Source organism: Nonlabens arenilitoris, from assembly GCF_002954765.1.
GTDB classification, from domain to species: Bacteria; Bacteroidota; Bacteroidia; order Flavobacteriales; family Flavobacteriaceae; genus Nonlabens; species Nonlabens arenilitoris.
Genome location: NZ_MTPW01000001.1, coordinates 2,444,110 through 2,464,812 on the forward strand (window position 1 = coordinate 2,444,110; position 20,703 = coordinate 2,464,812).

General features: G+C 34.0%; 19 protein-coding genes. 7 read left to right on the forward strand and 12 right to left on the reverse strand.

Annotated elements, in window-relative coordinates:
- Positions 1 to 31: 31 nt before the first annotated feature.
- Positions 32 to 3,061, forward strand: a complete 3,030-nt coding sequence (locus BST92_RS10815; RefSeq protein ID WP_245910989.1) for a type I restriction endonuclease subunit R — start codon at positions 32 to 34, stop codon at positions 3,059 to 3,061.
- A 72-nt stretch (positions 3,062 to 3,133) separates the two neighbouring features.
- Here BST92_RS10815 and BST92_RS10820 read toward each other — a convergent pair whose 3' ends face one another.
- From BST92_RS10820 to BST92_RS15050, 4 genes are all read right to left on the reverse strand, one after another.
- Positions 3,134 to 3,739, reverse strand: a complete 606-nt coding sequence (locus tag BST92_RS10820; protein WP_105071463.1) for a PH domain-containing protein — start codon at positions 3,737 to 3,739, stop codon at positions 3,134 to 3,136.
- A gap of 195 nt (positions 3,740 to 3,934) precedes the next feature.
- Complete coding sequence (locus BST92_RS10825; RefSeq protein ID WP_105071464.1) at positions 3,935 to 4,600, reverse strand: response regulator; 666 nt, start codon at positions 4,598 to 4,600, stop codon at positions 3,935 to 3,937.
- A gap of 3 nt (positions 4,601 to 4,603) precedes the next feature.
- Complete coding sequence (locus BST92_RS10830) at positions 4,604 to 6,235, reverse strand: tetratricopeptide repeat-containing sensor histidine kinase (RefSeq protein ID WP_105071465.1); 1,632 nt, start codon at positions 6,233 to 6,235, stop codon at positions 4,604 to 4,606.
- 35 nt (positions 6,236 to 6,270) lie between these two features.
- Positions 6,271 to 6,447 carry a hypothetical protein gene (locus BST92_RS15050; protein ID WP_170061681.1) on the reverse strand — a complete coding sequence of 59 codons (177 nt, stop codon included), beginning with the start codon at positions 6,445 to 6,447 and terminating at the stop codon, positions 6,271 to 6,273.
- Between the two features lie 350 nt (positions 6,448 to 6,797).
- Between BST92_RS15050 and BST92_RS10835 the strand changes: the two genes are divergently transcribed.
- A complete protein-coding gene (locus BST92_RS10835; RefSeq protein WP_105071466.1) occupies positions 6,798 to 7,511 on the forward strand; it encodes a hypothetical protein in 714 nt (237 codons plus the stop codon).
- 67 nt (positions 7,512 to 7,578) lie between these two features.
- On the opposite strand, the gene BST92_RS10840 is transcribed toward BST92_RS10835, so the two are convergent.
- Positions 7,579 to 8,043 carry a PEGA domain-containing protein gene (locus tag BST92_RS10840; protein ID WP_105071467.1) on the reverse strand — a complete coding sequence of 155 codons (465 nt, stop codon included), beginning with the start codon at positions 8,041 to 8,043 and terminating at the stop codon, positions 7,579 to 7,581.
- A 337-nt stretch (positions 8,044 to 8,380) separates the two neighbouring features.
- Between BST92_RS10840 and BST92_RS10845 the strand changes: the two genes are divergently transcribed.
- Positions 8,381 to 8,968 (forward strand): DUF6642 family protein, encoded by a 588-nt coding sequence (locus tag BST92_RS10845; protein WP_105071468.1) that lies wholly within the window; start codon positions 8,381 to 8,383, stop codon positions 8,966 to 8,968.
- Positions 8,969 to 9,008: 40 nt separating this feature from the next.
- On the opposite strand, the gene BST92_RS10850 is transcribed toward BST92_RS10845, so the two are convergent.
- The 5 genes from BST92_RS10850 to BST92_RS10870 are packed head-to-tail and all read right to left on the reverse strand — an operon-like array spanning position 9,009 to position 14,458.
- The gene (locus tag BST92_RS10850; RefSeq protein WP_105071469.1) at positions 9,009 to 9,362 is read right to left on the reverse strand and encodes a DUF6686 family protein; all 354 of its coding nucleotides are present in this window, start codon (positions 9,360 to 9,362) and stop codon (positions 9,009 to 9,011) included.
- A gap of 11 nt (positions 9,363 to 9,373) precedes the next feature.
- A complete protein-coding gene (locus BST92_RS10855) occupies positions 9,374 to 11,566 on the reverse strand; it encodes a PepSY domain-containing protein (protein ID WP_105071470.1) in 2,193 nt (730 codons plus the stop codon).
- Positions 11,567 to 11,578: 12 nt separating this feature from the next.
- Positions 11,579 to 12,067, reverse strand: a complete 489-nt coding sequence (locus BST92_RS10860; protein WP_105071471.1) for a DUF2271 domain-containing protein — start codon at positions 12,065 to 12,067, stop codon at positions 11,579 to 11,581.
- Positions 12,067 to 13,551, reverse strand: a complete 1,485-nt coding sequence (locus BST92_RS10865; RefSeq protein WP_105071472.1) for an ankyrin repeat domain-containing protein — start codon at positions 13,549 to 13,551, stop codon at positions 12,067 to 12,069. The genes BST92_RS10860 and BST92_RS10865 overlap by 1 nt, the downstream gene beginning before the upstream one ends.
- Positions 13,552 to 13,555: 4 nt before the next feature.
- On the reverse strand, positions 13,556 to 14,458 hold the full coding sequence (locus BST92_RS10870; RefSeq protein ID WP_105071473.1) for a DUF6607 family protein: 903 nt from the start codon (positions 14,456 to 14,458) through the stop codon (positions 13,556 to 13,558).
- A gap of 115 nt (positions 14,459 to 14,573) precedes the next feature.
- On the opposite strand from BST92_RS10870, the gene BST92_RS10875 reads away from it, so the two are divergent.
- From BST92_RS10875 to BST92_RS10885, 3 genes are all read left to right on the forward strand, one after another.
- Positions 14,574 to 16,655, forward strand: coding sequence for a TonB-dependent receptor plug domain-containing protein (locus tag BST92_RS10875; RefSeq protein WP_211292481.1), 2,082 nt, complete (start codon positions 14,574 to 14,576; stop codon positions 16,653 to 16,655).
- A gap of 39 nt (positions 16,656 to 16,694) precedes the next feature.
- Complete coding sequence (locus BST92_RS10880) at positions 16,695 to 17,303, forward strand: HmuY family protein (RefSeq protein ID WP_342747868.1); 609 nt, start codon at positions 16,695 to 16,697, stop codon at positions 17,301 to 17,303.
- A 132-nt stretch (positions 17,304 to 17,435) separates the two neighbouring features.
- A complete protein-coding gene (locus BST92_RS10885; protein ID WP_042291982.1) occupies positions 17,436 to 17,888 on the forward strand; it encodes a Fur family transcriptional regulator in 453 nt (150 codons plus the stop codon).
- A gap of 159 nt (positions 17,889 to 18,047) precedes the next feature.
- On the opposite strand, the gene BST92_RS10890 is transcribed toward BST92_RS10885, so the two are convergent.
- Entirely contained in the window at positions 18,048 to 18,539 is a 492-nt protein-coding gene (locus BST92_RS10890; protein ID WP_146105147.1) for a thermonuclease family protein, read from the reverse strand.
- Between the two features lie 92 nt (positions 18,540 to 18,631).
- On the opposite strand from BST92_RS10890, the gene BST92_RS10895 reads away from it, so the two are divergent.
- Complete coding sequence (locus BST92_RS10895; protein ID WP_105071476.1) at positions 18,632 to 19,435, forward strand: hypothetical protein; 804 nt, start codon at positions 18,632 to 18,634, stop codon at positions 19,433 to 19,435.
- 156 nt (positions 19,436 to 19,591) lie between these two features.
- Here BST92_RS10895 and BST92_RS10900 read toward each other — a convergent pair whose 3' ends face one another.
- Positions 19,592 to 20,026 carry a DUF6943 family protein gene (locus tag BST92_RS10900; RefSeq protein WP_105071477.1) on the reverse strand — a complete coding sequence of 145 codons (435 nt, stop codon included), beginning with the start codon at positions 20,024 to 20,026 and terminating at the stop codon, positions 19,592 to 19,594.
- Positions 20,027 to 20,703 lie beyond the last annotated feature (677 nt).

The following is a 20,703-nucleotide window of genomic DNA, read 5'->3' on the forward strand; positions in this document are numbered from 1 at the left end:
AGGAATAACAGAAGCAGAAATTAAAGTCATTATACAAGACTTAAAGAAATTACCAGCATCTGATCTTTATGAAACAAATAAAAAAATCATGCAGCGATTGCGTGATGGTTTTATACTAGAACGTGAAGATTATAAACACAAAGATTTTCATGCTTATCTAATAGATTATTCTGGTCTCGAAGAACAGGTAAACAGTGCAAGCGTAGATCATGTTGTTGCAGAGCCAGAACCTGATACAAGCTATACCAACAAAGACAAAAACATCTATCGTTTTGTTACTCAAATGAAAATAGTAGAGAACCATCCAGAAGGTCGCATACCTGATGGGATTCTTTATGTGAATGGATTACCGCTTGTGGTTTTTGAATTTAAGACAGCGATAAAAGAAGATTGCACCACTCATGATGCTTATAAACAAATCACGACGAGATATGGTCGCGATATTCCTTCTCTTTTTAAATACAACGCTTTTTGTGTGATAAGTGATGGAGTAAATAATAAAGCAGGTTCTTTTTATGCTTCTTATGATTTTTATTATTCCTGGCGTCGTGTATCTGGTCTCGCTGCAGATGTGGATGGAATAGATAGCATGTTTACTCTAGTACAAGGAATGTTGCATAAGAATAGACTGCGCGATATAGTGCGCAATTTTATCTACATGCCAGACAGTAGTAAGAATGATATGAAGATAGTATGTCGCTATCCACAATATTATGCTGCAAGAGCTTTGTATAATCAGGTTAAAGTAGCACAACGACCAGATGGTAATGGCAAAGGAGGAACTTACTTTGGTGCCACAGGATGCGGTAAGAGTTTTACCATGCTGTATCTAGCCAGATTATTAATGAAGAGTGTTTACTTTAATAATCCTACAATCATTCTTATCACAGATCGCACAGATCTAGATGACCAATTATCAGAAAGTTTTACGAATGCAAAAGTATTTTTAGGAGACGAGAATATCATAAGTGTAACAAGCCGTAAAGATTTAAGAAAGCGACTACAAGGCATAGAAAGTGGTGGTGTTTATTTAACGACCATTCATAAGTTTACAGAAGATACAAAAGTGCTTACTGATAGAAATAATGTGATTTGTATCAGTGATGAGGCACATAGAAGCCAGACCAATCTAGATCAAAAAGTAAAAGTCACAGAAAAAGGTGTGAAGAAAAGCTTTGGCTTTGCGTATTATTTACATCAGTCCTTACCACAAGCAACTTATGTAGGTTTTACAGGAACACCTATTGATGCAACACTAGATGTTTTTGGTAAAGTAGTAGATATTTATACCATGACAGAATCTGTACGAGATGAAATCACGGTACGATTAGTATATGAAGGTAGAGCTGCATTAGTAAATCTCAAGAATAGCAAGCTTAAAGAAATAGAGCAATATTATAATGAGGTAGAAGAAGCTGGAGCAAACAGCTATCAAGTGGAGCGCAGTAAGGAGCAAAGTGCTAGCATGAATGCTATTCTAGGCGATCCAGACCGTTTAAAGGCTATTGCTGAGGATTTTGTAAAGCATTATGAAACTAGAGTGAATGAAGGTGCTACGGTAAAAGGTAAAGCGATGTTTGTGAGTAGTAGTCGTGAAATAGCGTACGAACTTTATAAACAGTTGATTTTACTACGCCCAGAATGGGCAGAAGTAAAAGTTGCTGAAGAAGGAGTAGAACTTTCTGAAAAAGAAATGAAGGTAATCAAACCTATGCAACGTGTGAAGCTAATCATGACCAGAAATAAGGACGACGATAAGAAGCTTTATAATATGCTAGGCACAAAGGACTATCGTAAAGAACTGGACAGGCAATTTAAAAATGGTAAGTCTAATTTTAAAATAGCCATTGTTGTAGATATGTGGTTAACAGGTTTTGATGTGCCATTTTTAGATACTATTTATATAGACAAGCCATTACAAGAACACAATTTAATACAGACCATTTCTCGAGTTAACAGAAAATTTGCTGGCAAGAAAAAGGGATTAATCGTCGATTATATAGGTATTAAAAAGCGCATGAATATCGCCTTAAAAAAATATGGTGAAGGCGAAGAGGAGAATATGGAAGAGGTAGAGAAGTCAGTAGGAGTGATGCGTGATATGCTGGACTTACTAAATCGCATGTTTCATAAATTTGATAGTACGCCATATTTTACGGGAATCGCAATGCAGCAGTTGCTCAATCTAAAGAAGGCGTCTGAATTTGTTATGCAGGCAGAACAACAAGAAAAGCGCTTTATGGACATGGTAAAACGTTTAAAAGCGTCTTATGACATCTGTTCTGGAAGTGAAAAAATCAAACAGGTAGAAAGAGATCAAGTGCATTATTATCTAGCTATAAGAAGTATAGTTTTTAAAATTACTAAAGGAGATGCTCCTGATACCGCACAAATGAATGCAAAGGTGCGTGACATGATTAAAGAAGCGTTAGAAAGCGATGGAGTTACCGAGATTTTTAAAATAGGAGAAGAAGATACCGTAGAATATGATCTTTTTGATGAAGATTATATGGCCAAGATTGATAAAATAAAACTGCCTAATACCAAGATCAAATTATTACAGCAGCTTCTTAAAAAGGCCATAGGTGAGTTGAAGAAAAATAACAAAGTAGCTGGTGTAGATTTCAGTAAAAAGATGGAAGCTCTAGTGAAAAGATACAATGAGCGTGAAGCTGACAAATGGGAAGCAGAAACCTATAAAGAGTTTAGTCAAGAGGTAACCGATTTGATTTGGAAAGTAAAAGAAGAATTTGATTCTGGCGATGACCTGGGAATCAGTTTTCAAGAAAAAGCTTTCTATGATATTCTTAAATCGCTTTGCTCAAAGTACGATTTCAGTTATCCAGAAGATCAACTTATTCAACTAGCTAAAAAAGTAAAAAATCTTGTAGATAAAGAAACCAACTTTCCGGACTGGAAAAATAATACAGCCATACAAGCTTCACTTTTTGCAGGAATTATAATCCTCTTAGATGAGAACGGATATCCGCCAATAGAACGTAATGAAGTTTACAAAGAGATCTTAGAACAAGCAGAGAATTTTAAAAGGAATAGGGAATAAGATAAAGTTATAATAGCGCCTATTGATAAGAAACATGCGCTATTATATAATTTTAGAGTATAATTTAAGTTATTAAAGTCGAGACAAAATCTCGTTCTTTTTGCTGTCAAACTCGTCTTGACTTATAAGAGAATTATCAAATAATGTTTTCAGTTTTTGAAGGCTAGCCATAGGATCATCAACTATTGCTGTTGATGTTTGAGGTTTTGTCTGATCATTAGTGTTTACAGTAATGCTGCCACCAGCGTTAGCACGTGCATTTTCTAATTCACGCTGTCTTCTATATTCAGACATTTCTTCTTCACGCTCTTGTGCAAATCTGTAAAGCATTCTTGCCTGACTCTTTGGTAAATAGTTTAAACTGACCACTTGATTTCTTACTGTTTTCATAAAAAAAGTAGCTCCCATAATACCTTCTTTCATGTGACAATCACATACATCTTTCCATTGAAAGTCTTGAAAATCCATTGAGAATCCAAAGGTTTTAGGATGACAAAATATAATACGTTTGTTAGTTAATGAGATACAATCGGGAGACAAGTTTAATGCAGGTTTTTTTTGAACTGCTATATATTCTATTACTTCATTTGTAGTGAGCAAATCACTAACTTTTTCTAGAATTTTTTGTACTGCTGCTGGATCTTGCTGTTCGTTAAGATATTTCTTTAAATGTTCCATTTTTGCTTTGATTTATAATCAAATCTATTAAGTCTTTATAGAAAATGTTTACGGTAAACCTCATTCATACAAAAAGCGCATACCTATCAAGTATGCGCTCTTATCCCCTAAAAATGAGCAATTCACCCATTTGATGGTAAAAGTAAATAGGTAAGTTGCTTTTAGTTTACGGTTTCCCGTAAAGGCTAAAAAAAATTAAATAAGTCCCAAATCTTTTACGATACTGATAAGATGTGTGGCATTATTTGCTCTAAATTGTAAGAGAAGTTTTGCTTGTTTTTTTTCAATAGAGCTCAGGCTGCTAGGTGTGATGCCTTGATCTTTAAATTGTTTACTAATGGCTTCTTTAGATTGTCCTGAGGCTAGTAATGATAATAACTCTATATCATAATCATTGATCTCTAGATTGTTTCTAGGATTTAAAGCTTGTTCTACAGGCGCAGAGAGAAACATTTGATCTTGATCAACCGCTTGTATAGCACTTGATAAATCTTTTAAGCCATCTCTACCTTTACAAACAAAGGCATTGACTCGCAAGCTATTGATTAAATACCTTACTTTTTGCAATCGATCTTCTACTGAATATACGATCATCTTTAAATCTGGATACTCATTGCGCAATTGTGCCGCAAGTTCTTCTCCTGAGGTATATTTTTGCTGGCGATGATCTGTTTTAAAGTTTAAATCTGTGATGAATAAATCATAAGGTTCTTTATTAAGAATCGCGCTTTTAATTTCTAGATAAGCGTCATCGCAATATTGCACTTGTTTCACCTTTGCAATACCTAATTGATCTAATATAGCAAGCACACCTTGATTAATGCTGCTATAATCGTCTGAAATTAATACCTTTTTAAACATCTTTTAAATCATAATTACGGCTTTGAAGCCTTTTCCTAATTCTGATTCAAATGTAATTGATCCGTTTATGGAATGGATACGGTTTTCCGTATTTTGAAGGCCGTTTCCTTTTATTATGGCCGTTCCTTTACCGTTATCTTTATAGTTTATAATTAATGATTTTCCAGATTTTTCAAAACTTAAAATAACAATGCTGGCATGGCTATGTTTTTTCATATTCGTTAATAGCTCTTGTAACACTCTATAAATCGTTGTTTTTTGGACATCTTTTAATTGTTCCCAGTTGATTGAAGGAAGCCCTTTTGTTATAACGTTAACCTGATCATCTTTATAACTTAAAAATAGATCCTGTAAAAGATCTACATATGGCGTTGTAAGGTTGATAGTGCTATTTTGTCTAGAGATGTCTCTGGTTCTATTGTATATATTTTCTAGATCGTCTAAGAGTTCCTTGTTATCATGTGCACTAGTTTGTAATTGGGTCATGACATGGTAAACATCATTTGCAACTTCGTCATGTATTTTTCTAGAAATACGAGTTTCTGTATTATAAATTTCTTGTAGTTTTTCTTTTCGGTGTTTGTATTTTAAAACGAAATATATAGATAGAGATGCTAATGCAATAAAAAGGATGAGATAAAGAAGTCGTTCATTAAATAGTTGACTTTTCTGCAAGTCTTTTTCTTTTTTATCATACTGGTACACATAGTAATTAAAATTATTACGTTGCTCTTCTTCAATTTTAGTTAGGCTGTCGTTGATTTTTAAATATTCACTAGCATATTTAGGTTCGCCAGTGACTATCTTTAATTTAAGGGCACTTTGTAACAGTTCTGCGATATTGTTTTTGCGAGCTAGTTGTATAAAATCATCACTATATTTTTTTGTAGAAATGGTATCCTTAAGTTGAAAAAAATGCTTTGCTAGATGTTCATAGCTAGAGCCTAATTCATAAGTGTACGGATTAGAAAGTCTTAACTCTAGCGCTTTTAGTAAGCCTTGTCTTGCGCCTGGTAAATCTAGTTTTGATTTTATAAAGCTTAGATTACTCAAGGTTCTTGCAATTTCTCTGGTGTGATTTGCTTCTACTGCTTTTGTATAAGCTTGATCATAATATTTATATGCTATGTCAAGTTCTTCAAGATGCTCATATACATAACCTATATTATTTAAGAGAACAGCCTGATTTTTCAATGTTGTCGCGCTGGTTAATGCTTCTTGATAAAGCTTTAGTGCTTGTGTATAGTCCTCTCTTTCTCTATAAATAATACCTAATTCGTTAATAACTCTTAAATAGCTTATGTCAGTCCATTCTGTTTTGGGTTGAATGCGTTCTAAAATTTTTAAACTTTCTAGATTTAATAATTCATTTTCTGAAGAATAGCCTAGCTTCTTTTGAATTTCAGCTAGATATTGCGTGGCATAGAGCTCATTTGCGAGTTTTTTAGGGCTCGTCGCATTCTTTGCTTTTTCTTTTGTAAAAAAGGTATAGGCTTTAGCAAGATCCTCTGGTTTAGTAGGGTTGTCTACAATACCAGAATAGTATGTTAAACTGTCTGTAACCTGTGCGTTAGATAAGTATGCGGTTAGTATGGTAATACAAAAAAAGAGGAATGAAGTTATGGTCGATTTCATTCCTCTAATGTAATAAGTAAATAGAAAATAGAGTATTAATCTCCGGTAATATCTTCTGGCGGCGGTGGCGGTGGTGGCGGTAATTCTATAGTGCCTTCATTACCACAACAAGCTTTAATATCTTTAGCTTCATCTATAATACTCTCTGGTGTACATGATATAAATGTAGAAATGAGGATTCCCGTAAACACTATTAATGTTATTTTTTTCATATTTGAATGGTTTAATATTGGACAATAGTGTTGCTGTCCGAGATTGTCTCAGAAAATTTTAGTTAGCAACACTGGCTATAACTTGAAGAGCTTTCTCTTCTATGGGAAGTATGGAGGTGCAAGAGTAAATGAGATAATTACTTCCCAAATAGTTGTCTCAATTCACAATGCTACTCCATGGTAGAATTAATTTTCGCAAGCCCTATTGCGAGTAAGGCGGTAATGAATTCTGATACAAATAAAGGAGTACTGATCAAGTAAGATTGGTAATATTGTGGAATTGATTAGGAAACTTTCTGGAATTGAATTTCCGATTTTTTTCCGTTTTTAAATAATTGATTATCAGTATTATGAATAAAGAATTAATATTACGCGCTTTTGTTAAGGCTAGTCAAGAATTGTATAATAATGGTGTAACTAATCCATCACTGACTCAAATGTCCACCAAATTATCTCATTATTTAGAAGAGAATTGGAATGTTGTATTAGGAGAAAGAAGTTTAAGAATATACCGAGGAGATGCGCAGAAATTAGATGGCAAGGATGAGGATATAAGTATTAAACAAATTGAAGTTATAAATGGTCTATGTCAATATTTAGGTTACGAGAATTACAATGATTTTCAGAAAGCAATTGATTCAACAAATAATGATTTAAATGTGACTGAATTTAATAGAAATGTAATACAGTCATTACCATTTAAATATATTCTTCCGGGAATAGGGATGGTGTTAATTGTATTATTGATTTATAATTATTCTAATAAACAACGCTGGATGGTATGGCAGACTGATCATTATGTTGAAGTAGATTTTGATGCCACTAAGTATAATGTTAAACAGCTCAAATTATATCGTGAAGAAAAAATTAAATCTTTCAAAAAAGTAGAAGTTAATTGTTATACCGACTTTTTTAATGAAGATAATAGTGTACGTATATGGTATGGGAAGAATTCTAAAAAGCAATTAGAATATTTTACGAATCTAGGATTACACCCAGAAACAGGAATAACATTAAAACCAATTACTAGTTACATGATTAATAAATATGTTTGTTTTGATTAAATGAAAGAACAACACTCTTTATAAGAAAAAGTGTTGTTCTTATTGATGCGTGATTTTTAATTAATAATTATTCAGTTAAAATCACAACTGTTTCTATAATTTTATTTTCTTCATCTATATTTATTGTGGTGATGTTACCGTTTTCTAAATGATTGATAAAAGCAGTTTTCTCTGTTTTTTCCAGTGTTACCTTAACATATTTAGTATCTACTCGTTTTAGTGAGCCTGTAATTGCATCAACTCCCCAACCTATTAAACTAAATCCGTTAATTATACTTACTAGATTAAATTTACTATCCATGATAACGACACGTTCGCGATAATTATCAAGTCTAAAATCAATTCGGTCATCTGCTCTTACTTTGATTTGAACTGGTGTCGTTCCTTTTTCAAATCCATTTACAAAAACCTTTGCTCCTGATGGATCTGATTCAAAGAGAACATTTCTTTTTGATCCCGTAATAATACTTGCGCAACTTGTGGTCATTAAGAAAATTGCTGTCATTGCTACGATTGTAATTTTTTTAGTCATTTAATAAAGTGTTTAGTTATTACCTACTCCTGGTTAAAGTCGTTTTTCAGTATATTCCGACTGAGCGACAAACATAATTTTACAATGAAATATTTTCTTACGGTTTCCCGTAAACCAGATTAATTATTCTATGAAAATAATTAGAGCGCAAGCGGTTAAATTTATAATCGGTTGTATCTAATAGAGAGCATCATCAATTCTATAATCTTGGTGCTTACATTCTTATAATGTGTTATATCAGGCTTTACAGTTACCTCTACATTTTATGACTTTGAAGTGTTTTATTCTAACTTTTCAATACTAATATTGCATTTAAGAATTGAACGGCGAGGCGTCTATGAGCAAACTGGAAATCCCTATAACTGAGATTGAGAATTTTATTTACTGTCTAGAGGTAGTGCCGGATGCAAATTCTACTGAAACGACTGAGGTGCTTACCATACTAGAAGATATGGCGCTACAACAACAAATCACCAGTATTTATAAGGCCTGTGATACCATTGAAGATCTAGAAGATAGTATCAATCATTTACTGTATGATGACCATCACTTTCAAGATTATGAAATGATTTACTTGGTCTTACCTGGCGAGGCTAACAATATATTAATCAATGGTTACTACTACAGCATCGAGGAAATCGCAGAGCTTTTTGAAGGAAAAATGGATGGTAAAGTCATACATTTTGCAAACAAAAAATTACTAGACCTCACTGATGATGAATCGCAATATTTTCTAGATGTCACTGGTGCTAGAGCCATTTCTGGTTATGGAGTTTCATCCGCTCACATGACCAGTGCGTTTACGCTAGATCGTCTGTTTTTCAGTTTGTTCTATGAGAATGATGACTTAAAAGAAGTTGTGGAGCGTTTGTTTTACAAGCAGTATAAACTTTGTCAGTTGCTAGACTTTAGGTTGTATTATTAGTTTGTTGTGGAGACGCTTTCGCGAAAGCGTATCAATCCATCTAATTCAAAAACAACGTATAATTGATATCCACAATGTCAATAATTTCCATGGATTGAGGCGTGTCTAAATGAAGTAAAGAGCGCAGCAGTTGCAGCTCGTGTTTATTAAAAATCATCACGAGATTATCTTGAGCAGATGGAACTGGTATTTTTCTTTCCTTAACGACACGTTCATATCTCAATTCCCAGTATTCCGTTTCTAACTGGTCGATATATTTCTTAAACCTTTTTAATTGTTGAGGACTGAAATCCAATTGTAGGTTGTTAAAAATCAATCGATAAACCTTACAATCTGTGCAATAGGAGAGTTGACCTTGTTTATTTTTGGCAATGGTTTTTACGTTATGGCACATTGTTTAAAGATTTAGTAACAGTCGATATGGATCTGTCCTCGGGATTCATAATAGGTGAGAGCTGTGTGATTTTCTTGAATTGAAATTTTTTCTAGAACCTCAATGACATCGTCTTTCATAGCCATAGAACCACAAATCATGATGTGACAGCCGTTATGTAAACGGGCTGCGATTAGTTTGCGTTGATCCCAGATCTCGTGTTGTACATATTTTTGTTGTGGTGCACGCGAGTAGGTGAGATGCACGCTAGAAGATGGATCACCTGCTGTAAATGGAAGGTATGGTTGATATAGTTTAACACTTTCTTTAAACCGTCCACCCCAGAAAAACTGGAATTGCTGACCGTTGTCTATCAAATTAGGAATCATTCCTAGAAAAGGAGCTATACCAGTACCATTAGAGATAAAAATTATAGACTCTGGATTTAAGGGTAAATGAAAATGTGCATTTTCTTCTATATAGGCATGTACGGTGTCGTCTATTTGCAGATCACTCAAGTATGAGGAACAAATACCGTGCTCATGTTTTTTGATACTGAGTACTATATCATCTTCTATTCTTGCGATAGAATACGCTCTGGGCTTATCGGTTTTAGGAGCTTTTATATGTATAATATCTCCTGATTGACAAGTTTGATTATGATCAAGTCTTAATTTTAATAGAAAGGTTTGATCTAGATTGAGAGCGGTACGTTCTATCACTTTAAATTCTGCAAATGTGATGTCTTTCTTTTTAGACTGATAAGATTTATGATGAACTCCTATAGCGGCAGACCATTTTTCTAGCCAGGTATTAAGCTGTTTTTCTGATTGCTCATTTATCTTTTCTAAAGGAATAAGAGGTGTAAAACTTTGATGATCTTGCAGACTCGCGTCTACCTTTATGGCAAATTTGCAATAATGTTTATAATCCATGGAACCAAAACCTAAAACAGCAAATTGAATAGGATGAGGTTGATGTATGGTAGGTAATAGAGATAGAAAGTGTCTAGCATTAGTAGGTGCGTCACCATCACCATAAGTAGCGGTTAACACTAGTAAATGGGTTGCTTTTTTATAGCTGGTATATTCATTCAAACTGCTTACAAAGACGCTTTTACCTTGCTGTATTAACTCTTGTGTGATGTGGCGCGCAAAAGCATATGTTTGACCACTTTCTGAACCTACTAGAATGATAATGTCACTCACATCTTTATCACTTACTATGGTAATCTTATCAGAAAAGCGACGTCGTTTTATAAACAGCATTAATCCAGAAAATATAAAGAACAATATACTGGCACTGGCAACCAGTAAAATTAACGACCATAGTATGCTGCCTGATCCCGTATGTAGGTTAAAGCTCCACCGAGAAAGTAACAAACTAAATGGTTGTTCTATCTCACTAATAATCTCGCCGCTATACTGATGGACTAATAGATCACGTGTTTTTAAATTAAATTCATAATAATCCAGCTCATCTTCAGAAAAGGGAAAGGTAATTTGCCTGACCTCATTTAATTTCAATTCTTTGAAGAAGGCTAACTCGCTCAATCCTTGATAATGTACAGGCAGGACTGGTTCTTTATTCCAGTCCAGTTCTGCTTGATGAACTGGTATTAAATCAAATTTTTCTAATGATAAGTAAACACCTGTACTGGCAATAATGATTAGAGGAATCAAAAGCCATCGACCTAAAATAACATGATAACGCTGGTTGAAGTCTCGTTCTTTAACCTTGCTATATAATTTTAATAAACCGCCCTGACGCTGTATTAATACTAATAAACCTGTTACAGCGATAAGACATAGTAATAACGAGATGATACCAACAAAAATGCGACCTAGGCTTTTTAAAAATAGAGAACGATGCAAATTTGTGGTCCATATAAATACTGGATGTCGTTCTTTTACCTTACCTAATCGCTGTCCATTAGTAGGGTTCACATAGATTTCCTCACTTATACCATCTACCGTAATGACTGATGCTATTACTTCATCATTAGAAGTAACTTGTAATGAGAGTACTTCATCATATTCTTTTTGTAGTGCTATAATAGCCTTCGCAGTAGATACAGTTTCTAAATCGACAACTTTATACGATTGAGATCGATCTGCGATGGGCTCGCAAGCTAGTATGACACCAGTAACTGATGCGATAATTAAAAACAAAGCAGATGTACCTGCAAGAAGCAAGTGACTATATCTCCAAAAAGAAATGGTCATAGGAACTCTAATTTACTGAGGCAACAATCTAACGTAGCGTATGAAACCGCTTCCTTCTTTTTTACCTTTAAGATTCTCGCTGGTTAACTCAAATTGTAGATCTTTTACATAGTATTCTTGATCTTCTACCGCGGTTTCAAACCTGATAAAATAGCCTTGATCAATTTTATCTTTAGGAATTTGAATAAGATTTATGACACGCTCGCCACCGCTTATTGTGGCGCCAGAAATAGCGTCTATATCTGGACGTCGTTTCCCATAGAACTTCCACCATTGTGCAATCTCGCTATACCATTCACTGTCCTTACCTTGTACATATAGAGTCTCTACATATTCTTCTTCAGGATTTAATAAGGAAATGACAATATAAGCACCTTCTCCAGTATAATTTTTGAGCTGGATCATACACTTATAACTAGTTTTTTCTATGGGATTGATAAAACTAAAAAGCAAAAATGAGCCTAATATAAAGACTGGTAATATTTGAAAAATACGTTTCATTATTTTAGATAGTTTAAAGCGGTGTTGTTTAATAATTCGTTCTCTTTGGCTAGATCATAAGCAGATTCTTCAAAATCTGTTTTTATATGAATATCAGCGCCTTTTGAAATTAAGTATTTAATGATGGATTCATTTTTTGCGGTCATCGCTGCGAGATGCAAAGCAGTCAATCCATCATCATTTTTTAAGTTAAGATCTATGTCAAATTCCTCTAGTTGCTTTAATAAATTTAAGCTGCCTTGAGCTACTGCGATATGATATAAAGTATGACCATCTTCTTGAATTGTATTCATAGAGACACCTAGATGAGTTAATAATTCAAGTTTTGCGTTAAAATGATCTGTATTTCTATCGCTGTAGGACTTCAATAAATAATAAGCAAGACTATTACCCTTATGATCTGTAGGACTTAAATCAGCATGTTGATCAATTAAAAATTGAACAACAGATGGTTCATTTCTATAAACAGCCATCATTAAAGCTGTTTTCCCTTCTTTATTTTTAAGATTTACTTGATCGACATGTGTATAAAGATGTTTTACAACCTCTAAATTATTATAGCTCGTTGCATTCATAAAAGGCGTGTTGCCATCAATGTCAGCTAGATTTACATCAACATTACGTTCTATAAAATAATTGATGATATCTATATCTTTAGAATTAGAGGCAATAGCATGTAAGGGATTACGGCCTTGATCACCTGTAATATTCACAGGAATCTCGTGTGATTCTAAAAAGGTATACAGATCTAAAGCATTTTGATGTCCTCTTGAACCACGACTAGCCATAAGCATGGCATTTCCTCCATTTTTATTGATCGCTTTATGGTTGACACCTTTTTGTATCAGTAATTTTAAGAAAGAGATATTTCCTTTTTTAACGGCATAATGAAAGATGTTATTTCCGTCTTCATCGACACTATGTAAGTCAAGTCCTAGATTTAAAAAATCATTAAGCTCCTTTTCATTTTGTAAGCTCGCGGCAACTAATAATAACAAACTAGCGCCATGTTCACTTTGCTCTTTTAAAAGGTCTACATCATAATCTTTAAATAACTTATAGAGCTCGATATTTGTTACTCCAGCATTTGCGGCAAAGGCTAGCGGCGTTAAACCATGACTATCTTTTTTTGTAACTGAAGATCCTTTCTCTAATAATTCTTGAACTATAGCAACATTGTTTGCATATGATGCCCAGTGTAGATAATTGCGACCATCGTGTGTTTTTTTATTAGGTGAATTCCCTTCCATATTCAGCAGGTATTCAATGATGTCATTTTGTGCACCTCTGATTATTGCATACACAGTAGCGTCAAAAGCATTCTTGTTCAACGCAACAGGACTGTTACCTTCTTTAATCAATTGCTTTACCTCTTCAAGACTTGGGTTGGTATTCCAGAAGTCGCTAGAGTGAAATATATTCTCTTGTGCGATAGATGATATTCCTATTAAAAATAGGAGTGTAGTGATCCATATATTTTTCATGGGATTATTTTTTTACAAAGGATTCAATGATTGTATAGATTTGGTCTGCTTGGTCCACATTCTCGTCAAATAAGAACTTATATAAAGTCTTATTATCTACTTTGTTTTCTAATGTTAAGTCACGGTCACGATTATAAACTTGATTCCATTTTGCGCGCACTAATTCCCATTTATCACTATGTTCTTTCCACCAGTTAGCTGCGGCAGCACAACGACTGTCATCCACCTTTACATAAGTATTGTATCCTTTTTCTTTGGCAAGTAGAACATCTTCTTTTCCTTCTTCTTTAATAACCTTGCTATTGTCTTGCTCATGCAACCATCCATAATTTGTAATTTCATGACGATTATCTCTCAACAGCATGTTATAGTCACTACGTGTTGTATATTCTCTACGGGCTAGTGGAGCAGGCGTTGTGTTTTCCCAATAGCTTTTTCCATCTACATGAACCCAGGTTGCGCTGCCTTCATACCGTGGACTATCATCAACCTGATACACTTTTTGAGTCCATTGACCTTGAACTTGATCTTCCGATTTTTCTTCATAGTTCCACTTATTATCAAAGTCATAGGTATATAATTCTTGATTTTGATATAACCAGTCCTGTCTCCAGTGCTTTATAATCATAGGTTTTGATGGATCACCAACCTGTAATAAATGCTGAATTTGAATTTTATCCTCATCATCAGTTACTAATTGCGCCCATTCTAGCGCTTTATCCACTTTAGTAGCAGACGGTTTATAAAGTGAATCACTAGAATAATTAAATGTTTCGGTAAAATTAAAAGTTACTTCATAGCAGCCACACATGCTTTTAATGGCGTCTATATCCTGTTGCTTTTTGTCTTGTGCGGTGGCCATTATGACCATAAATAGAGCTAGTAAAGAGACATAAGTTGTTCTCATCGTGGTTTTGTTTTAATAGTTAAAAATTCTGCGGCAAAATTAATTGTTTTTATTGAATCTAAATAAGAATAATCTATATATTTGCGCTTTATTAAGAACGATTCTAAGTAGTGATATGTATAAGTGTTTGATTTCCTTTTGTTTATGTGTTTTAGCTTTCGCGAAAGCGGACTCACAACAAAAAATAGTGGATACTACTAAGACTGAAAAACTAGAAGAAATTGTGCTAACTGCCACGCGCACAGAACGTCAATTATCTTCATTACCATTACCAGTCACATTGATTTCTAAAAAGAAAATAACGCAATCTGGTACAGTACGTCTTAATGAAATTCTTAATGAGCAAACTGGTATTATTACCGTGGCAGACGAAAGCGGCTTTGAAGGTGTTCAAATTCAAGGTATTTCATCAGATTATATCTTAATATTAATTGATGGAGTGCCCTTAGTAGGTCGCAGTGCAGGAAATTTTGATTTGAGTAGACTTACCGTAGGTAATATCAAACAAATTGAAGTCGTAAAAGGACCATCAAGTAGTTTATATGGTAGTGAAGCGCTAGGTGGTGTTATCAATATTATTACTGAAAAGCCTAGAAGTCATCAACTTAAAGGTGATGTTTCTTATAGAATAGGAAGTTTTGCCCAGCAAGATATCAATCTTAATCTCAATAAGAAATTTAATAAATGGCGTGTCGGGTTGTTTGCAAATCGTTTCTCGAGTAACGGTTATGATTTAACACCAGACACAGATGGACAGACTGTAAATCCCTTTACAAATTATACACTCAATTCTCGTGTGTTTTATGACTTCAGTGATGATCTGTCCCTTTTCACATCTGCTAGATATTATGATCAATCTCAGGAAGCTGACTTTTCATTAGATAATGTTTTATATGAAGGAGATAGCAAGGAAAAAGAGTGGAATGCACATGCGAGACTGGATCATCAATGGAATGAACGTCTGTCTGCGTCTTATGAGTTTTACTACACAAACTATAAAGCAAATGAATTACTTCAAAGCATTATAGATGATGAAATACTTAGTAATAGTGATTTTGACCAGACCTTATTGCGTCCAGAAATAAGAACTAATTATGAGCTTTCTACAAATAGTACACTTAGCGCTGGTATGGGCTATCAAGTTGAAGCATTAGATAGAACATTTTTTGATCAACGAGTTCAATTTGATTCTCAATATATCTATGCGCAATATGATGTCAATCTCAATGATAAGTGGAATGTAATAGCTGGTGCACGATATGACAATCACTCTGAATATAGGGACCAGTTCAGTCCTAAACTTGCTGCTCTATATCAACTAAATGACTTTATAGCTTTAAAGGGATCTGTAGGGTATGGTTTTAAAGCGCCAGATTTTAGACAATTATATTTTGATTTTACAAACTCATCGGTAGGGTATACCGTATTAGGATACAATGTCGCAGTTGATAAATTGAATGAATTACAAGAACAAGATCAAATTTTAGATGTTGTGGTACCACTTAGTGAATTGAATGATCCTCTCGAGGCAGAAAGCAGTATAGGGTATAACCTAGGGGCAACTTACAAGAAAGGTAAATGGAATGCAGAGTTAAACCTATTCCGTAATGATTTTAAAAATTTAATTGATACTAGAATTATAGCACGTAAAACTAATGGTCAAAATGTATTTAGTTATGTCAATTATGACGAAATCTACACCGCAGGATTTGAACTGAATACAGGCTATAAATGGAATAAAAACATTCGATTAAGTGCCGGATATCAGCTGCTTTATGCATTTGATAAAGCAAAAGAAAAAGCTGTTAAAGATGGTCGTGTATTTATACGTGATGCACAAACTAATCAGTCCGTAGCTATTGAGAGATCTGAATATTTTGGACTGGTGAATCGCTCACGTCACAATGCTAATTTTAAAATCTTTTATGATTTAAAAAAGTATCGATCAAATATCAATCTAAGACTGTTATATAGAAGTAAGTATGGTCAATTTGATACTAACGGTAATGGACTTATCGATAGCTATGATAGTAGTTTTATTGATGGATACCTTACTGCAAATGTAGCTGCTACAAAAACTTTTTATAACAAGTTTGATTTACAAATAGGTGCAAATAACCTTTTGAACTATACAGATAACAACATTCCTACATTACCAGGGATTCAAGGTTACCTTAAAATTAATTATCAATTCTAACAATAATCAATAACCATAATTACATCCAAAATGAAAAAAATGAAAACATTACAAACACTAGCCATTGCTTTACTATTTATAGGTTTTACCTCTTGTGATAACGATGACGATATGAACTCTACCGTTGCTTTAGAAATTGATACTATATCTAATTTATATGCACCACAAACTGGTGGGCAAGGTCAGCCTATAGGTGGAGAATTTACAAAATTTGACTTTGCCACAGGTTTAGAAACTACTAGTGATACAGATTGGGATATTGCTTTTAGAGGAACAACTATTGCCATTAATGGTGGTACAGAAACAGGAACTGCAGATGAACCTGCTCGCACTGGTGATGCAGCAGCTACCATTGTTACAGGAACTTTTAATAGTATACAATCGGTAGATGGATTTACATTTAATCAAGATAGCTCTACGTCATTTGCCATTCCAACTGGTAGTGATAATGGCTGGTATAATTATAATTTCATGACTAATATAGTATCGCCTATTCCAGGACAGGTTATAGTAATAAGAACTAGAGATGGTAGATATGCTAAGATTGAAATCCTTAGCTATTATGAAAATCAAGATACCACTGCAGAAGGTCGTTACTACACCTTTAACTATGTCTATAATCCTAATCAAGGAGAGACTAGCTTTTAAGTGACATCAACTCATCTACCTAAATAGATAAAAGACTTTTAATATATACTTAATAGTCTTTTATCTATTCTTACAAATAAAAATCTTAAACCTCAATAGAATAGGATTGAGGTCATAATAAATAATGCAATTATGGCTTGTATAAGTAGTTTTAAAATTATTAAAGAACGATTTACAGTTTATCTAGAAGAAAATGGACATCGCAAGACGCCAGAACGTTATGCAATTCTAGAAGAAATATATAATGCCACAGAGCATCTGGATGTCGATATGCTTTTTTTAAGAATGAAGAATAAAAATTATAGAGTCAGTAGGGCGACATTATATAATACGTTGGACATTTTGTTAGAATCTAAACTGGTTCGTAAACATCAGTTTGATAACAATACAGCTTTCTATGAAAAATCTTTCTTTGATGGTAAACACGACCATATTATAATGACGGACACAGGAGAAGTTCTAGAATTCTCTGATCCTATGGTGCATGAGATTAAGAAAACTATAGAAGAGGTATTTAACGTTTCTATTGAAGAACATTCCCTTTACTTTTATGCTACAAAAAATGCCGAGAAAGAAAAGGAATAAGTCATTTTAATAGCCTGTAAAAGATCTTTTTTGATCGTTTACTTCCCAATACAAAAAGTAAAGTAATGCTGTATATCAGTTAGTTATGTCTATTGGGCAACAAATAGGCAACAATAAACTATAAATAAGAGATAATAAGAGCAAGTAAATGTAGGGAGATTAGAACGAATTGATAAGCGAATATAAACCTTTTTTCTTTGTTTTAGCCCTCAAATTAAGTGCTTGGTACTTTGGTAACTCTGAACAGAAAACCTTGTTGTATGGCTTTGCATAACCTCTTCTGACCATTATTTCATTAAGCGTTTTGCCATTTGGCAAAATGATATAAGCTAATGTTCTTCCAAAAGCATCAGTAAGATTTGATTGTTCTTGGACTATGGTAACGCTTGTTTGTGGTTTGGCTTTTTTAAGTAGAAATTTCATAGACTTAAAACCCAACTCAATTAAATAAGTGCCTGAGATATTCACTTCTCTTTCATCTTGCTTTAATTTTCTACAAACTTTTATCTCTGGAGCATCAATACCTAATAGCCTTATTTCTTCTTCATCATTTGTGAAAATATTTTTAACGATTAGTCCGTCTCCGTCCAACACTTTAACCACTTCATAGTGTGGTCTTACCCTTGTTTGTTTATTAGCACTTGTTTGCATTTGTTTACGTTTTTTAATCAATTGATAGTCAATATGTTAGACTTATCTTTGTAATAGTAAGAATTATTATTAACATTTAAAAATTTAGAAAAATGGCAAGACAGAAAGGTCCCCTAAAATATGTCGGTACTCTTGGAGATATTAGACATTTTAAAATTAAAGGAAATGAAGGTTATTTTGCAGGTTTGACTGGTGGTCCAACTGCTGAACAAATTGCAACTGACCCAGCATTTCAAAGAACTCGTGAAAATATGAACGAATTTGGAGGTTGTGCAATGGTTGGTAAATCCGTAAGAGTCGGATTAGCAAGCCTAATGAAAAATATGGCAGACAGTCAAGTGACTGGAAGATTAACTGCTATAATGAAAAAAATCAATTTAGAAGATGGTTCTGAAGCCAGAGGTAGACGAGCTGTGTTGGTTTCTGCAGTACCAAACTATTTGAAAGGATTTGATTTTAATAGATTCACTTCTTTCAATGGTGCTTTTAATGCTCCGTTCACAATTACTCCTGCTGGTTCTCGTGATAGTTCAACTTTGGATGTTCCTGCATTCAATCCGTTGAATTACTTAAACATTCCAGCCGGTGCAACTCACTTTAGAATTATCAATGCTATTTCAGTATTGTCTGATTATGAGTTCAACACTACTACAAAGGTTTATGAGCCTAAAGAGGCAAGTTTGAATGAATTGAAAGATGTTCAGTATTCTGCTTATTTACCTGTGGATTCGGTTACTGCTTTGGTTTCATTGGTTGCAACATTACCAGGTTCTCCAACTATGACAACTGATGTAAGTGTTTTAAACTCTATCGGTATTGAGTTCTATCAAGAAGTAGGTTCAAACTACTATGTATTTGCACAAGGTAACGCCTTAAAGATTTCCGAAATATTCTAAGATGCCATTTTAGAGATTTATGGAATTAGAAGAAAGCCTGCTCATTTGAGTAGGCTTTTCTTTTTGGCACTCTGTAAGGTTTGCATTTTTTTATTAAGACGGTGCAATCATATTGGGCTATAATATGACTTATACAGTACTCAAATATGAGTAGCCCTAAGAATATCGCTTTTTAGAAATATAGCGATAGAAAACCGCCCTACGTGCATCATCAATGAGTTTTAGATTAAGTTTATAAACCTTTTCTTGCTCTTCTAAAAGCTGTAAGGCTTTGACCGACTTTTTAAAAATTGGAATATCATTATTTGCCTGTTCAAATCCATTTAAAATGCCTTGTTTAAGGTCGTTTTTTGTGATGAATGGAATAACTGAACCTTTTAAATAGTAATGAAAGGATTTTGCACGCCATAGCCCAAAGGATAACCAATATAACTGCTCTTTGGCTTCCTCTGTGGGTGCTATCAAAATGAAGCAATTCGGACAAGGTTGTTTTAGTGGCTTTCCGCTGTTCATCCCTTTGTTCAAAATGTAGAAATGTGGCTTTTCAGTTTCGGCTGATGGTCTGTAAGTTTTTAGAGTGAATTTTGTCATTTTCCGAGAATTTTAGTTGGCTTCCGAAATCCCCTTCACAAAATTTTTTGACAAAGAAAAAAACGAAAAAAAAAGAAAGCCATACAACTGGTGGTGGAAAGTGAGCTGACAAGGTTTTTAAGGAAAATACTACCCCTTGTGGGTGGAGATTTTTTTAAAACCCGTAGGGCTTGACCTTTTCAGACCAATTGTAACCACCTACATTTGCTGCCTTTTTTATTCTTTTGGCATAACATTATTTACTACTTCTCTTATTTGTAAAATGCTTGTTGTGTTGTTCAATTCCTTTGGGGAAATATGACCAGAAAAAAAATAAACTATACCTATTCTAAAAGCGTGGGCTGGTGTGTGGCAAGTGTAGCGATTGAAAGAAACGGAACTAAATGCGGTGGGATGGAATGAAGTAATACTGTATGCATTGCAAGGTTGCAGACTTTGCAAACTTTACAATTTACTGCAAAGTTGTTGTGCGGTGGGCTTGCATACGGATTGCGTAATGGAATAATGTGTGGCTTAGTGAAGTGTAGAGAATGAGCTACTCTTGCTTGCCTTATTAGGTGTTAGTGGGTATATGCAATGAAAGAATGTAGGCACGAAATGAGAGAATGAAATGTACCTACTATAAACCGACATTAACTCATAGTTTATTTTTTTTCTGACCGCTGAAAAGGGTGGTG